This window comes from Candidatus Pelagibacter sp. HIMB1321 (assembly GCF_900177485.1).
Lineage (GTDB): Bacteria > Pseudomonadota > Alphaproteobacteria > Pelagibacterales > Pelagibacteraceae > Pelagibacter.
Genome location: NZ_LT840186.1, coordinates 539,150 through 553,023 on the forward strand (window position 1 = coordinate 539,150; position 13,874 = coordinate 553,023).

The 13,874-nt window shown below is 26.9% G+C and carries 18 protein-coding genes; 1 reads left to right on the forward strand and 17 read right to left on the reverse strand.

The features are described from left to right. Positions 1-26: 26 nt before the first annotated feature. Genes thiL through B9N70_RS02975 form a run of 10 tightly spaced genes read right to left on the reverse strand, consistent with a single transcriptional unit; the run spans position 27 to position 7,340 of the window. The gene (gene thiL / locus B9N70_RS02930) at positions 27-986 is read right to left on the reverse strand and encodes a thiamine-phosphate kinase (protein WP_085114311.1); all 960 of its coding nucleotides are present in this window, start codon (positions 984-986) and stop codon (positions 27-29) included. Beyond that, the gene (locus B9N70_RS02935; RefSeq protein WP_085114312.1) at positions 979-1,383 is read right to left on the reverse strand and encodes a transcription antitermination factor NusB; all 405 of its coding nucleotides are present in this window, start codon (positions 1,381-1,383) and stop codon (positions 979-981) included. The genes thiL and B9N70_RS02935 overlap by 8 nt, the downstream gene beginning before the upstream one ends. 4 nt (positions 1,384-1,387) lie before the next feature. Next, a complete protein-coding gene (gene ribH, locus B9N70_RS02940) occupies positions 1,388-1,771 on the reverse strand; it encodes a 6,7-dimethyl-8-ribityllumazine synthase (protein ID WP_085114313.1) in 384 nt (127 codons plus the stop codon). Further along, entirely contained in the window at positions 1,771-2,877 is a 1,107-nt protein-coding gene (gene ribB, locus B9N70_RS02945; RefSeq protein ID WP_085114314.1) for a 3,4-dihydroxy-2-butanone-4-phosphate synthase, read from the reverse strand. The genes ribH and ribB overlap by 1 nt, the downstream gene beginning before the upstream one ends. Then, positions 2,864-3,457, reverse strand: coding sequence for a riboflavin synthase (locus B9N70_RS02950; RefSeq protein ID WP_085114315.1), 594 nt, complete (start codon positions 3,455-3,457; stop codon positions 2,864-2,866). Before B9N70_RS02950 ends, ribB begins: the two co-directional genes overlap by 14 nt. A 1-nt stretch (position 3,458) precedes the next feature. Continuing rightward, positions 3,459-4,565: a bifunctional diaminohydroxyphosphoribosylaminopyrimidine deaminase/5-amino-6-(5-phosphoribosylamino)uracil reductase RibD gene (gene ribD, locus B9N70_RS02955; RefSeq protein ID WP_085114316.1), complete on the reverse strand. Its 1,107-nt coding sequence runs from the start codon at positions 4,563-4,565 to the stop codon at positions 3,459-3,461. After that, positions 4,546-5,004, reverse strand: a complete 459-nt coding sequence (nrdR, locus tag B9N70_RS02960) for a transcriptional regulator NrdR (protein WP_085114317.1) — start codon at positions 5,002-5,004, stop codon at positions 4,546-4,548. Before nrdR ends, ribD begins: the two co-directional genes overlap by 20 nt. After that, entirely contained in the window at positions 5,001-6,314 is a 1,314-nt protein-coding gene (glyA, locus tag B9N70_RS02965) for a serine hydroxymethyltransferase (RefSeq protein ID WP_085114318.1), read from the reverse strand. Before glyA ends, nrdR begins: the two co-directional genes overlap by 4 nt. An 8-nt stretch (positions 6,315-6,322) precedes the next feature. Further along, positions 6,323-6,754 carry a ribose 5-phosphate isomerase B gene (gene rpiB, locus B9N70_RS02970; protein ID WP_172819966.1) on the reverse strand — a complete coding sequence of 144 codons (432 nt, stop codon included), beginning with the start codon at positions 6,752-6,754 and terminating at the stop codon, positions 6,323-6,325. Next, entirely contained in the window at positions 6,750-7,340 is a 591-nt protein-coding gene (locus B9N70_RS02975; protein WP_085114320.1) for an aspartyl/asparaginyl beta-hydroxylase domain-containing protein, read from the reverse strand. Before B9N70_RS02975 ends, rpiB begins: the two co-directional genes overlap by 5 nt. 67 nt (positions 7,341-7,407) lie before the next feature. Here B9N70_RS02975 and hemB point away from each other — a divergent pair, with 67 nt between their 5' ends. Next, complete coding sequence (hemB, locus tag B9N70_RS02980; RefSeq protein ID WP_085114321.1) at positions 7,408-8,397, forward strand: porphobilinogen synthase; 990 nt, start codon at positions 7,408-7,410, stop codon at positions 8,395-8,397. Here the strand turns inward: hemB and recO are convergent, their stop codons facing one another. The 7 genes from recO to B9N70_RS03015 are packed head-to-tail and all read right to left on the reverse strand — an operon-like array spanning position 8,398 to position 13,866. Next, positions 8,398-9,078, reverse strand: a complete 681-nt coding sequence (gene recO, locus B9N70_RS02985) for a DNA repair protein RecO (protein ID WP_085114322.1) — start codon at positions 9,076-9,078, stop codon at positions 8,398-8,400. Between the two features lie 3 nt (positions 9,079-9,081). Next, complete coding sequence (gene rnc, locus B9N70_RS02990) at positions 9,082-9,744, reverse strand: ribonuclease III (RefSeq protein ID WP_085114323.1); 663 nt, start codon at positions 9,742-9,744, stop codon at positions 9,082-9,084. Beyond that, positions 9,744-10,478, reverse strand: coding sequence for a signal peptidase I (lepB, locus tag B9N70_RS02995; protein ID WP_085114324.1), 735 nt, complete (start codon positions 10,476-10,478; stop codon positions 9,744-9,746). Before lepB ends, rnc begins: the two co-directional genes overlap by 1 nt. Continuing rightward, on the reverse strand, positions 10,478-10,864 hold the full coding sequence (gene acpS, locus B9N70_RS03000) for a holo-ACP synthase (protein WP_085114325.1): 387 nt from the start codon (positions 10,862-10,864) through the stop codon (positions 10,478-10,480). The genes lepB and acpS overlap by 1 nt, the downstream gene beginning before the upstream one ends. Next, positions 10,864-11,580, reverse strand: coding sequence for a pyridoxine 5'-phosphate synthase (locus tag B9N70_RS03005; RefSeq protein WP_085114326.1), 717 nt, complete (start codon positions 11,578-11,580; stop codon positions 10,864-10,866). The genes acpS and B9N70_RS03005 overlap by 1 nt, the downstream gene beginning before the upstream one ends. Then, a complete protein-coding gene (gene pyrE / locus B9N70_RS03010; protein ID WP_085114327.1) occupies positions 11,577-12,164 on the reverse strand; it encodes an orotate phosphoribosyltransferase in 588 nt (195 codons plus the stop codon). The genes B9N70_RS03005 and pyrE overlap by 4 nt, the downstream gene beginning before the upstream one ends. Next, positions 12,121-13,866: a bifunctional (p)ppGpp synthetase/guanosine-3',5'-bis(diphosphate) 3'-pyrophosphohydrolase gene (locus B9N70_RS03015; protein ID WP_085114328.1), complete on the reverse strand. Its 1,746-nt coding sequence runs from the start codon at positions 13,864-13,866 to the stop codon at positions 12,121-12,123. Before B9N70_RS03015 ends, pyrE begins: the two co-directional genes overlap by 44 nt. Positions 13,867-13,874 lie beyond the last annotated feature (8 nt).

Consider the following 13,874-nt stretch of genomic DNA (forward strand, 5'->3'; position numbering starts at 1 on the left):
AAAGCTCAAAAAGACAATAATAAGTTTTAAAAATGATGAAGATAGCCTTTATTATTAACCTTTAAAATCTTACCTTTTTCGTCAATAATTGATGATTTATTTGAAGGTGATAAGATTTTACCAATTTTTGTTATCTTTATTTTAAGTTTTTTAGAAATTGCTTTAATGATTCTTGATTTATTTTTACTTGCCGTAAACAAAATTTGATAATCATCTCCATTGGAAATTGTTTTAATTTTTTTGAGTTTACGTTCGTGTAATAATTTACTCATTGGCTTTGAAATTGGAACTTCATTTAAACGTACTTTATAGCTAGCTTTTTGATCATTAATTAATTTCTCTAGATCAGCAAACAAACCATCTGAAATATCAATTGAGGTGTTAGAAAATTTTAATAATTCTTCAGCTAATTTTATTTGAATGTCAGGTTTATAGTATTTATCTATAAAATAGCTATTTTGATTTTTTTTTAAATTAATTCTTTTTTTGATAATGTCTAAACCAATATAACTATCTCCAATGTTTCCAGTAACGTAGATATCATCATTTATTTTGGCTTTGTTTCTAAAAATTATTTTTTTGGAAAAACCAATTACAGTAATTGAAAAAGTGAGCTTGTTTGAAAAAGTTGTATCACCACCACAAAGCTGAATATCATATTTTTTTTGTTCTTCTGATAAAGATTTAGCAATTTCTCTTAAATTATTTTTGGAAAAACTTTTTTTATTACCAGATCCAGACATAAAGTAATATTTTGGTTTTACTCCTTTGCAAATAAGATCAGAAATTGATGCTCTTAAAATCTTTTTAATCACTAATGAAAGATTATCAAAATTAGGAAAATGAATACCTTCGTTATAAGTATCTACAGAAATGACTAACTCTTTTGATTTGTCAAAAAAGACATCATCGTTAAGATTTAAAGCAGATTTATTATTTTTTGTTAATTTTGAAAAATAATTTTTAATTAAATCAAATTCATGCATTCTTAGATCTTAATTTTTTACCAATATTATCTAGTAAAGCGTTTAAATATTTTGTTTGAGAGTTTTCTAAAAAAAAATTTGATGAGTTTAAATATTCTTTAATAATAATATTTTTTGAAATATTTGGTTTATATAAAAATTCATAGGTAGCTGCAGTTAAAATAATCTGAAAAACTTTATCTAAATTTTTAAATGAAAATTCTTCACCTAGTTTGGTATCTATTTCTTCTTTAATCAGTTCATTTCTTTCTATCGATCCTAAAACAATATCTTTAATAAATTTTTTAAAACGGTGTTTGGGAAAGGTAATATTTTCCTCTTCATTAAAAATTTTACCATATAATTTTTGAATGATTATAACTCTTGGATTATTTTTAGGACTATAATGAGTTTTCATAGGATTAATAGCTCAAAACAGAAATAACAGCATCGGCGGCTTCAGCACCCTTTTTTCTTCTAGCTCTAGCTTGCTTCATATTCAAACAAGTAATTACGCCATTGCCAATTGGTTTTTTTGAACTTACTGATAAATCCATTATTGCATTTGTGGTTGCTTGAGAAATAAAATCAAAATGTGGTGTTTGCCCTTTAATTACACATCCTAAAGCTAAAAATCCATCATATCTTTTTATATGTTTAGATATTAAAACAGGTATTTCAAAAACACCTGGCACTTCTTTGATTTCAAGAATATAATTTTTTGAAAATTTTTTTTTTGCAGATTGAATGAGTCCTTTAGAAACATCCTTATAGTAATTTGCTACTACAAATAGTATTTTTTTCATTAAATAATTTCTTGATTTAATATTTTAATACCAAAACCATCTAAACCAACAACATTTTTTGGTGTTTTGGTTAGTAATGTCATTTTCCTTACTTTTAACTCTTTTAAGATCTGAGCTCCTATTCCATAATTTTTTATTAAATATTCTTTTTTACTCTCTTTAATTTTTGAATATTTTTTTTTTGATTTAAAAGAAACATTATTTAAAGATAAATTATTCTCATTGATAAAGACTAAGATACAATTTTTAAATTTTTTAAAATATCTCATTGTTCTATTAAATGTATCAGGTAATTTTCCTCCTGTAAGAATGTTTTCGAGTAATAAATTTGACGAAATAACCCTTACCTTTGGAACAATTTTTGATCCAAGTTTACCCTTAGTAAAAGCTAGATGCTCAGATCCATTGATTTTATTTTCGAAGATTTTAAGCTTAAAATTTTGCTCTTGAATTTTAATATCTAAATTTTTTTTAAGTTTAATTAATTTTTCTTTTTTAAGTCTATAAGAAATTAAATCTTCGATCTTAGCTATTCTAAGATTATGTTTTTTAGCAAAAATAAAAAGATCTTTACCTCTTGCCATAGATCCATCATCTTTCATAATTTCACAAATTACTGCAGAATTATTTTTTTTTGCTAATTTTGAGATATCAACTGATGCCTCGGTGTGCCCAGCTCTTACTAGTACACCGCCATCTTTGGCGATTATAGGAAATATGTGACCTGGTGAGACTATTTCTTTTTTCGTAACATTTTTTTTTGAAGCAACTTTTATTGTTCTAGCTCTATCTCTTGCAGATATACCAGTTGTAATGCCTTTTTTGGCTTCTATTGAGATCGCAAAAGCAGTTTTATTTCGTGATTGGTTTACTGGAGACATTAAACTCAAATTCAACTTTCTTGCTTGTGAACTTTCCATAGCAAGACAAATTAATCCCCTTCCATATTTAGCCATGAAATTAATATTTTTTGTGGTTGCAAACGATGATGATATTACGAGGTCACCCTCATTTTCTCTCTTTTCATCGTCTACAAGAATAAACATTTTACCTTGTTTGGCAGTTTTGATTATTCCTTCTATTGGAGAAAAATTATTTTTTTGCATTAAAATAGTTCTTAACGTATTTTGAAAGAATATCGATCTCAATATTAACCAAACTATTTTTTTTTAATTTTGATAAATTGGTTAAATTATATGTATGAGGAATTACCCAAATTTCAAAACTGGATGAAAGAACTTTTGATATAGTTAAAGAAATTCCGTTGATACTTATTGAAGCTTTTTCTATTAAATCCTGCTTAAAAATTGAAGGTATTGAAAATCTAAATTTATAAGATTTATCAATATTTTTTATTGAAATAACCTTTCCCACACAATCTACATGTCCTTGACAAATATGACCTGAGATTTGCTGTTTGTATCTTAATGGAAGTTCTAAGTTTAAAATCTTTCCAATAGTAACATTCTTAAAGTTTGACCTGACAATAGTTTCATCTGATAAATAAAATTCTAACAATTTATTTTTGACTGATATCAATGTCAGACAAACTCCATCACAAGCAACCGATATTCCTAGATCCTTAGAAGTTAACTTTAAATTTGATTTTAAAAAAATATTTATTCCTTTTGGTCTCTTTAAAATTTTTTTTATTTCACCAGAGTTAAAAATTATTCCATTAAACATCTTAATTATATATTGTTATTTTGTCTTTATTAAGTTTATTAATTATCCTTTTTTTGTGTTTAAAATTTTTTTTTAATAAATAAACATAATTAAATATTTTATAATTATTTTCCAAAGGATCTTTTTTATTGCTTTTAAATAGGTAAAATTCATTAAAAATTTTTTGTTTTAAACAGTTTTCAGTTAATTTTTGCCCTCCCTCAACTAAAAGATTTCGTACTTTCATATCGTAGAGTTTTTTTAAAATCAATTTTAAATCAAAATGTAAATTTTTATTTAGTTTAAATCTTACTAGTAATGCACCTTTTTTTTTAAGCTTATTAATTTTTTTTTTTAAACCTGAATTATAAAAGATTATGGTATTTTGTTTATTGATAGATTTAAAAACATAAGAACTTTGATTTAATTCCAGATCTTTATCAAGAATTATTCTTTTTGGAGAAAATCTACTTAAACCAGTTAACCGACAATCTAATCTTGGATTGTCTATATTAATTGTTTTTGAACTGATCAGTATAGAATCATTTTTGTATCTTAGGTAATGAGTTAATTTATCTGACTCAATAGATGTAATTTTCTTAGTTTGATCACTATGAATAACATTATTTTGAGTGACCGCTATTTTTCCTATAACGTATGGAATGTGTTGCTTTCTATTAATTATATATGAATTATAAAAAAGTTTTGCTTTATTCTGTAGTATATTTTTTTTAACTAGAATGCCATTTTTAGATAAGATTTTTTTTGCTTTATTTTTAACTCTAGGGTCAATGTCTTCTAGAGAAAAGATTACTTTTTTAATTCCTGATTTAATTATTAAATTTGTACAAGGTGGAGTTTTACCAAAGTGTACACATGGCTCTAAAGTTGAATAAAGTGTTGAACCATTTAATTTCTCTATAGCTGAATTAATTGCACTTTTTTCTGCATGAGGTGTTCCACCAATCCCTGTTGAACCTGCAGATAAAATCTCATCGTTTTCTCCAACAATAATACACCCAACTGCAGGATTAACACCTGTTAACCCAGTTTTTGATTTAGCCAAATCAAAGGCTAAAGACATAAAAAAATTATCTTTGTTAATAGATTTACTTATTTTTGTAGACATCTAATCTGTCAACAAATTGAACAAAATCTTTTTCTTCTTTAAAATTTCGATAAACTGAGGCAAATCTTACATAAGCAACAGGGTCTAATTCTTTTAAACCATCCATCACCATTGTACCTATTGTGTTCGTTGAAATTTCACTTTGTCCAAGCTCTTCTAATGATCTTGAAATTTTACTAATAAATTTTTCAGTTGTTTCTGTATCTATTGGTCTTTTTTTAAGTGCTATAAAGATTGATTTAGCAAGTTTATCTCTATCAAATGATGATTTCCGACCATTCTTTTTTACAACCATCAACTCTCTGTATTGAACACGTTCGAAAGTTGTAAATCTAGCTCCACAAACACAAAGTCTTCTTCTTCTGATTGCAGTGCCATCTTCTGTTGGTCGGGAGTCTACAACAGAGGTTTCACCTTTTTTACAGATTGAACAAATCATCTGTTAAGATTTTTATAAATTGGAAAAGAAGAACATAATTCAACAACTTCTTTTTGAACTTCTAATTCAATTTTATTATTGTCATTAGGATTTTCTGATAAACCTTTAATAACTCTAGTTATAAGTTCACCTACTTTTTCAAACTCTTTTAATCCAAATCCTCGTGTTGTTGCGGCTTGAGAACCTAATCTTATACCAGATGTAACCATAGGACTTTCTGTATCAAACGGTATTCCATTTTTATTGCACGTAATGTTTGCCCTACATAAACTTTCAGCTGCTAGATTACCTTTTACGTTAAATGGTCGTAAATCAACAAGCATCAAATGTGTATCTGTTCCACCAGAATAAATTTTAAATCCTTTATTTTTTAATGTTTCAGCTAAAATTTTAGCATTAGCTAAAACTGATTTTATATAACTTTCAAATTCAGGTTTTAGAGCTTCTAAAAAACCTGCAGCTTTACCAGCTATAACATGCATCAAAGGTCCACCTTGATAACCCGGAAATACAGCAGAGTTAAATTTTTTAGATAAATCCTCATGGTTGGTTAAAATTATTCCACCTCTAGCACTTCTAAAAACTTTATGAGTTGTTGAAGTGACAACATGAGCATAATCACAAGGATTTGGATAACCTTTACCTGCAACTAATCCAGATATATGAGCCATATCTACCATTAAATATGCTCCAACTTTATCTGCAATTTCTCTAAATCTTTTAAAATCAATTACACGTGAATAAGCACTTCCTCCCGCAATAATTAATTTAGGTTTATGTTCAAGAGCTAATTTTTCAACATTATCATAATCAATTAACTCTGATTCTTTATCAACATCATAGCCTATTGCGTTGAACCATTTTCCAGACATTGAGATCTTCAATCCATGTGTGATATGACCACCAGAATTTAAACTCATTCCCAAAAAAGTATCTCCAGGATTTAATAAAGCTAAAAAAACTGCACCATTTGCTTGTGCACCAGAATGAGGTTGTGCATTTGCAAATTTACAATTAAAAATTTTTTTAAGTCTATCTATTGCTAGTTGTTCAGCTACATCAACATGTTCACATCCATTGTAGTATCTTTTTCCAGGATATCCTTCGGCATACTTATTTGTTAAAACTGATCCTTGTGCCTCAAGCACTGCTTTTGAAACAATATTTTCTGATGCTATTAATTCTATATGGTTTTGTTGTCGTATTAATTCATCATTAACTGCTTTAAATAACTCTGGATCAGTTTCAGATAAACTTTTTTCAAAAAAATCTTTGTATTGAGTATTTAAATAATTTGTTTCTTTTGACATAATACCACCTATATTTTTTTAACTCTCTTTAAATGCCTACCACTTTCAAAAGGTGTACTTAAAAAAGTATTTATGCACTTAAAGGCCAATTCTTTTTTAATCAACCTTGAACCTAATGTAATGACATTTGAATTGTTATGCAATCTTGATAATTTTGTATTTTTTATTGAATAACAAAGTGCAGCTCTAATTTTTTTATGTCTATTTGCAGCCATAGACATTCCCATTCCTGATCCACAAACTAAAATACCAATATTTTTATTATTTAAACTAACTTTTTTACACAATTGGTGAGCAAAATTTGGATAATTTACAGATGTTGTGGAGTTATTTGTGCCTAGATCAATGATGTTGATATTGTTTGAAAATTTTTTTTTTATTTGCTCTTTAAGTTTGAAACCAGCGTGATCAGAAGCAATGAAAACTTTTCTCAATTTAATTAAATTTATGATTTAAAACGCAAGCAACTAAATGAATTCTATTTTCTTCTCCACCATTAAAAAAATTATGGTATTTTGTATTATTAGTTATCCAACAAGAACCATCAGCTGGCATGTGTTTTGCAACATTATCAATTACCATAATACATCCAGGATTAGTTATAATTGGAATGTGCAATCTTGGTTCGGGATCTCTGTGCCAACTTAAAGTAGATCGAGGTTGTTTAAGCAAAATTCTTACTCTTCCAAGTTTATATCTTTTTGATAGAGAGTCAAAAACCTCTTTAAAATATGTATTTTTAAAATCCTCTATAAATTCAGAATATTTATCTTCTTCAATAGAAACATCTCTTGAAACTTCTTTCCCACTTGCATCTGGTTTTGTCCAAAAAACACCTCTAGCTTTATGACCTTTAATAGACTCTGGATCTCCTGGGATTTGTGTTAAAGAAATCGCACCAAAATTAGTCACTTCTTCAGGGCTTTCAAAATTTTTAATCTTTATTACTTCTTTGTAAGCTTCTTGCAATTTATTAATATTAAACTTTAAATCTAGTTGCTTAAAATCGTTAAAATTTAAATTCATGATTTTTAATTACTCTTTTAAAATAAGATTAATATAATACATTTGTCGCATTTTATAAAATAATATTATGATCACAGGTAAATATCCATCTCTTAGACTAAGAAGAAATCGAAAATATGACTGGACAAGGAGACTTGTTCAAGAAAACACCTTAAGTTCAAGTGATTTTATTTTGCCAATTTTCTTACTTGATGGAAAAAATAAAAGAGAAGCAATACCATCAATGCCTGATGTGTATAGATATTCAATAGATAGAATTTCTCAAATAATAGATAAAGCAATAAAGAATAAAGTTCCAATGGTGGCTCTGTTTCCAAAAACGAAAAAAATAAAAAAAAATGAACTTGGAACTGAAGCTCTTAATGAAAATAATTTAGTTTGTAGAGCTATTTTACAAATTAAGAAAAAATATAAAAATGAAATTGGTATCATGTGTGATGTTGCACTTGATCCTTATACATCACATGGACATGATGGTTTGATAAAATCAAATGAGATAATTAATGATGAGACTATTGAAGTTTTGATTAATCAATCTTTACTACAAGCAAAGATGGGTTGCGATGTACTTGCACCATCAGACATGATGGATGGAAGAATTAAAAAAATTCGTTCTGCTTTAGATAATGAGGGATTAAAAAATATTAATATACTTTCCTATGCTGCAAAATATGCTTCTAGTTATTATGGTCCTTTTCGAGATGCAGTAGGCTCTAAAGGCTCACTTAAGGGAGATAAAAAAACTTATCAAATGGATTTTAGAAACACCGATGAAGCTTTAAGAGAAATCGCTTTAGATATAAAAGAAGGTGCCGATATGGTAATGGTTAAACCTGGTATGCCATATCTAGATATTATAAAATCAATTAAAGACAAATTTAAAATACCAGTATTTGCCTATCAAGTCTCAGGTGAATATAGTCTACTGTCTAATGCTATAAACAAAAACATTATTGATAAGAATGCTATTTATGAGAGCCTTATTGCATTTAAAAGAGCTGGTGCAAATGCAATAGTAACTTACTACGCAGATAGATTAGACAAAATTTTAATTTAATTATTTTAAAGAATTTATAAACTGTTCTCTAGTCAAAGGGTGATTAATATTATTTGGTTTAAGAATTGTTTTATCCAAAAAATCTCCAACTAATTTAAGTCCATTTAAAAGATCTTTTATATTTTCTTGGTTTTCATCTTTGTCGATCAAAAAATTTGGAACTAATTTTCTTTCAGTTGATGATTTAGCAAAATACACAGTTTTATTATCTAAAATTTTTTTATTAACCATTTGTTTAAGATCTAAATTGAAACCAAGAATACTTAAAAGGTTAAGTTCCCAAAAAATATATCTTTTTAACCAATCTGGCTCTTCTAAAATTTTATATAAATCATTTATTGATTTATAAATGTCCTCATTTCTTTGAGAGTCTGCTGTTAAGATTTTTATCAAATTCATAGATGATGAAATGCAATTTAATTTTTTTGGATCATCAAAATAAATAGGAGTAAAGGCTTTAGAAATTTCAATTTTAAAATAACCAATTCTATTGACTGATTTAGAGTTATAATTTGTATAAAGTAAATTTCCAACTTGGAGATAATTCTTTATTTTTTTTGATGTTCCGCCAAAAATTATACCAGAAACCTTCCCTCGTTCTTTTGTAAATATTTCTGTTATTATGGAATTTTCATTATACCTGTTTTTTGATAACAAAAATCCTGTATCATCCCAGTTCATAAATTACTGATTATTTTCTAAACAAATAATTGCTGCATTTTGTTCAGCATCTTTTTTTGATGTACCTTGGCCAATATAGAATTTTGTATTTGGAAGTTTAACTGCTACTTTAAAAATTGGTTTGTGTCTTGGTCCAGTATTAGAAATTATCTTATATATAGGTAGTTTTTTAAATTTCTTCAGTGAATATTCTTGTAATTTAGTTTTTGCATCTATCTGCGTGATAACGCTCTCTTTAATATTTTTGCTCCAAAAAGTTAAGATAAAATTTTCTACAGCTGTAAAGCCTTTATCTAAATATATAGCACCAATTAATGCTTCACAACAATCAGCAATCACTTTATCTTCAACTTTAATTTTTTTATTTTTAGGATTAAATGTTAGAATATATTTTTCTAAAGAAATATTATTAGCTATTTGAAGACATGTTTTTTTGTTAACCAAAGATGCAAATTTCTTATCTAAAATACCTTCCTTTTCTTCAGGATAAATTTCTAAAAGTTTTTTTGCTATTATAAGTCCTAAAACTCTATCACCTAAAAATTCAATTTTTTCGTTATTATTGATTTTATCATAACTTTTGTGTGTTAAGGATTTTACTAGAAGTTTTTTATCTTTAAATTTATAGTTAATTTTTTTTTCTAAATTGAAATAATCTATTTTCATTAAATAATTTTCTTAAAAAATCTATTAAATCTAATAGATTTATGCCACTTCCAAAATGCAAAAAAACTACCGATTGATTTGTCAGAAGAAAAAAAAATAAATTGAGCTTTACCAACAAGATTATCTTTATGAACATATCCAACACTTGATAAAAATCTACTATCTTTAGAACAATCTCTATTATCTCCTAGGAAAAAATAATGGTCTTTAGGGACAATAAATGGATCGGAATTATTGAATGGAAAATTTTTTAGATATACAGTTTTATGAATCTTATTATTTGGTAATTTTTCCTCAAAAGTAAAAACATCTATTGTTCTATTGCCGCAAAAAATTTTATCAGAAATTGATGTACGAGATTTTAATATTTCACTATTATTAATATAAAGATTTGTATCTAGGAATTGAATTGTATCACCAGGCAAACCAATTAATCTTTTTATGTAATCAGTTCTGTTATCAGCTGGAGTTTTAAATACAACGACGTCCCCTCTTTTAGGTTCAGAAAACATTATTCTTTTATTTAGAATTGGAGGACTGAAAGGGAATGAATGCTTGCTATATCCATATGAATACTTTGTGACAAAAAGTCTATCACCAACTAAAAGCGTAGGCTCCATCGAGGATGATGGAATATAAAAAGGTTGTAATAATAAAGATCTGATAATTACCGCAATAACTAACGCATAAAAAAGAGTTTTTATATTATCTAATATTACAGCTTTAGAAATCATTAAACTTTTTGAATAATTGTAAAGGCAACTGAGTAATCTTTTTCATCAGAAATTGAAAGAAACAATTCAAAATTATCAATTTTTTTTATCTTTTTAATAAATTGCTTAATTTTAATATTTTTTAAATAATATGGTTTCCCAAGATCATTATTTAGTACTTCCACATCTTTAAAATTTAAGCCATTTCTGAAGCCAGTTCCTAGAGCCTTTGCAAAAGATTCTTTTGCAGCAAATCTCTTTGAATAAAAGTTTATTTTATTAGAAATTTTTTTTGAATTTGAAATTTCCTTTTTACTAAATGTTCGATTAATGAATTTCTTATCTCTTACTAAATTTGTAAACCTCTTGTTATCAACTATATCAACACCAATACCAACTGTTTTCATTATTTAATAATTTTTTTGAATTTTTTTATGACATTTTTAATTCCATAAAAAATTGACTCGCCAATAATAAAATGACCTATGTTGAATTCTTTTATTTCATTAATTTTTGATAAAATTTCTGTAGATTTATAATCCAGACCATGACCAGCATGTATTTCAAGTCCTATTTCATCTGCTAATTTACAAGAAGATTTTATACGCAATAATTCTTTTCTAAATTTCTTTTTTGATTTTACTAAATTAGCTAATCGACCTGTATGAATTTCTATACACTCAGCTCCTAATTCTTTGGATAGAAGTATATCTTTTGAAGTTGGATTAATAAAAAGACTGGTTCTGATATTATTCTTTTTAAATAGATCTATAATTTTTTTAATCTTATGTTTATTTTTTGATATGTTTAAACCACCTTCGGTAGTTATTTCTTTTCTGTTTTCCGGAACAATGCAAATATAATTAGGTTTAATTCTTAGAGCATTATTAACTATTTCATTTTTTATAGAAATTTCTAAATTCACCAATAAATTTTTTATTGAACAGATTTTTTTTGCATCCAAGTCTCTAATATGACGACGATCTTCTCTTAAATGAATTGTGATAGAGTCTGCTCCTTGTTGATTTACATATTTAGCAGCAAAAAATGGATCTGGATGAAATTCACCTCTTGCATTTCTTAGTGTTGCAATATGATCGATATTAACTCCTAACCTTTTCACTTTAAAAATCTACTTCCCGGTTTTGTAATTGGAATTGAAGCTAATTCTTTTGGTAATTGATTTGATTTATATGTAGGAACATCAATTTTTAAATGTGAAATAATTTTATGTTTTATTTTTAAAGTTTTTTTTGTTGATCTATCTATTATGGATGCAAATCCAACTAATTTTGCTTTTGATTTATCTATTAACTTTACACATTCTAAACTTGATTTACCTGTTGTAATTACATCTTCAATTATTAGAACTTTTGAATTTTTTTTAATATCAAAACCTCTTCTAAGTTTAAATTTGCCATTAACCCTTTCACAGAATATTGTCTCTTTTTTTAATAGTTTGCCGATTTCATATCCAATAACAACACCTCCCATTGCTGGTGCTAAAATTAAATCAATTTTTTTGTAATTTTTTTTAATTTTATTTGCAAGAGATTTACAAATTAAACTAGCTTTATTTGGGAAACTTAATAATTTTGCACATTGAATATATTTTGGAGAATGAAGACCAGAAGATAAAACAAAATGACCCTCTAAAAGAGCATCAGTCTTTTTTAAAATACTTAAGGATTTTTTGAGTGAAAGCATTTCTTTTATCTTCGTGTCTAATTATCTTAAATTTTATACCTTTTTGCTTTAACTCCGCAATAAAATTAGTGAAATTTTTTAAATCTCTAATGATTAACTGGAATTTAAAATTTATATAATTTGGATTTTTACCAGCCATAACTAAATTTGAAATATTCAATTTGTGGTCACCTATCAATGAACTTATACTTCCTAATTGTCCTGGCTTGTCAGGTAATGAAATCCATAATGTAGTATTGTATTTTTTAAGCTTTTCTTCTTTCTCTTCTCCTTTATCATGCCAATATCTTCTTATTGCGGCTCTTGCCTTACCTGTTTTAGTAACAGGTATCCAGTGAAGTGAGGGAGATTGATTTTTAGAAGTGATTATATTTACTGTATCTCCATTTCTAAGAATACTTTGCATTTCACTTTTATTACCATTTATCTCACAGCCAATAGCAGTATTTCCAATTTTAGTATGAACTGCATAAGCAAAATCAATTGGAGTAGCGTTTTTAGGTAATTTTATCACTGAGCCTTTAGGTGTAAAACAAAATACGTTTTCTTGAAACATTTGTAATTTTGTATATTCATAAGAATGTTCAGGATTTTCATTTCTTTCAATAATCTCAACTAAGTCTTTTAACCAATCATATTCCTTCCATTGAAGAGAATTAAATTTTTCAGAAGATTTATAATTCCAATGTGATGCTATTCCTCTTTCAGCAAAGTCATGCATTTCATTTGTTCGAATTTGAATTTCAATTGGTTTTTTAAATGACCCAATTACAGATGTGTGAAGTGATTTATATCCATTAATTTTTGGTGAGGAGATGTAATCTTTAAATTTTCCTGGTATGCAATTCCATTTTTTATGTAAAACTCCCAAACAATGATAACACTCGTCTATATTTTCTAAAATAATTCTGAATCCAATAATGTCTGTGATTTGTTCAAGCGAAACTCTTTTTTTTTGAACTTTTCTCCAAATTGAAAAAGGAGTTTTTTGTCTACCATAAATTGAGGATTTAATATCATTTTCTGATAATAAATTTTGGATTTCTTTTGAAAGAGCCTCAAAAAGATCTTCTTTGTCTTGTTTAATTTCAGTTAATCTATTTTGAATAAGTTTTCTTGCATCATTATTTAATATTTCAAATGATAAATCTTCAAGTTCATCTCTTATTCTGTGCATTCCCATTCTATCAGCAAGGGGAGCATAAATTTCCATGGTTTCTTGTGCAATTCTCTTCCTTTTATCTTCTCGAGAAATTGATTTGATTGTCCTCATGTTGTGCAATCTATCTGCAAGCTTAACCAATAAAACCCTAATATCTTTTGATGTGGCTAAAATTAATTTTCTGAAATTTTCAGCTTTAGAATTAGCTGCAGCAGTATTTTCGAAAACTGAAATCTTTGTAACCCCCTCAACTAATTCAGCAACTTCCTCTCCAAATTCACCTTTGATTGTTTCGTAAGTTGCAAACGTATCCTCAATTGTGTCATGTAGTAAGCCTGTAGCAATAGTGGCTGAGTCTAATTTTAAGTCAGTGAGAATATTTGCTACCTCAATTGGATGCACAGAATAAGGATCGCCTGAAGCTCTTTTTTGATTACTATGAGCCTTTACCGCAAAATTATAAGCTTTATTTAAGCGTTCTAAATTAACAAACTTATTATAAATCTTAACTTTATTTATGAGGTCGTCAGAATTAAGCATATAATTTA

Bases quoted from the DNA above. Each gene is read 5' to 3' on its own strand.
- B9N70_RS02950 (WP_085114315.1), bottom strand. From the start codon at position 3,457: ATGTTTAATGGAATAATTTTTAACTCTGGTGAAATAAAAAAAATTTTA.
- acpS (WP_085114325.1), bottom strand. From the start codon at position 10,864: ATGAAAACAGTTGGTATTGGTGTTGATATAGTTGATAACAAGAGGTTT.
- ribB (WP_085114314.1), bottom strand. From the start codon at position 2,877: ATGCAAAAAAATAATTTTTCTCCAATAGAAGGAATAATCAAAACTGCC.
- B9N70_RS03015 (WP_085114328.1), bottom strand. From the start codon at position 13,866: ATGCTTAATTCTGACGACCTCATAAATAAAGTTAAGATTTATAATAAG.
- thiL (WP_085114311.1), bottom strand. From the start codon at position 986: ATGCATGAATTTGATTTAATTAAAAATTATTTTTCAAAATTAACAAAA.
- rnc (WP_085114323.1), bottom strand. From the start codon at position 9,744: ATGAAAATAGATTATTTCAATTTAGAAAAAAAAATTAACTATAAATTT.
- lepB (WP_085114324.1), bottom strand. From the start codon at position 10,478: ATGATTTCTAAAGCTGTAATATTAGATAATATAAAAACTCTTTTTTAT.
- recO (WP_085114322.1), bottom strand. From the start codon at position 9,078: ATGAACTGGGATGATACAGGATTTTTGTTATCAAAAAACAGGTATAAT.
- ribH (WP_085114313.1), bottom strand. From the start codon at position 1,771: ATGAAAAAAATACTATTTGTAGTAGCAAATTACTATAAGGATGTTTCT.
- B9N70_RS02935 (WP_085114312.1), bottom strand. From the start codon at position 1,383: ATGAAAACTCATTATAGTCCTAAAAATAATCCAAGAGTTATAATCATT.
- hemB (WP_085114321.1), top strand. From the start codon at position 7,408: ATGATCACAGGTAAATATCCATCTCTTAGACTAAGAAGAAATCGAAAA.
- ribD (WP_085114316.1), bottom strand. From the start codon at position 4,565: ATGTCTACAAAAATAAGTAAATCTATTAACAAAGATAATTTTTTTATG.
- glyA (WP_085114318.1), bottom strand. From the start codon at position 6,314: ATGTCAAAAGAAACAAATTATTTAAATACTCAATACAAAGATTTTTTT.
- B9N70_RS02975 (WP_085114320.1), bottom strand. From the start codon at position 7,340: ATGAATTTAAATTTTAACGATTTTAAGCAACTAGATTTAAAGTTTAAT.
- nrdR (WP_085114317.1), bottom strand. From the start codon at position 5,004: ATGATTTGTTCAATCTGTAAAAAAGGTGAAACCTCTGTTGTAGACTCC.
- pyrE (WP_085114327.1), bottom strand. From the start codon at position 12,164: ATGCTTTCACTCAAAAAATCCTTAAGTATTTTAAAAAAGACTGATGCT.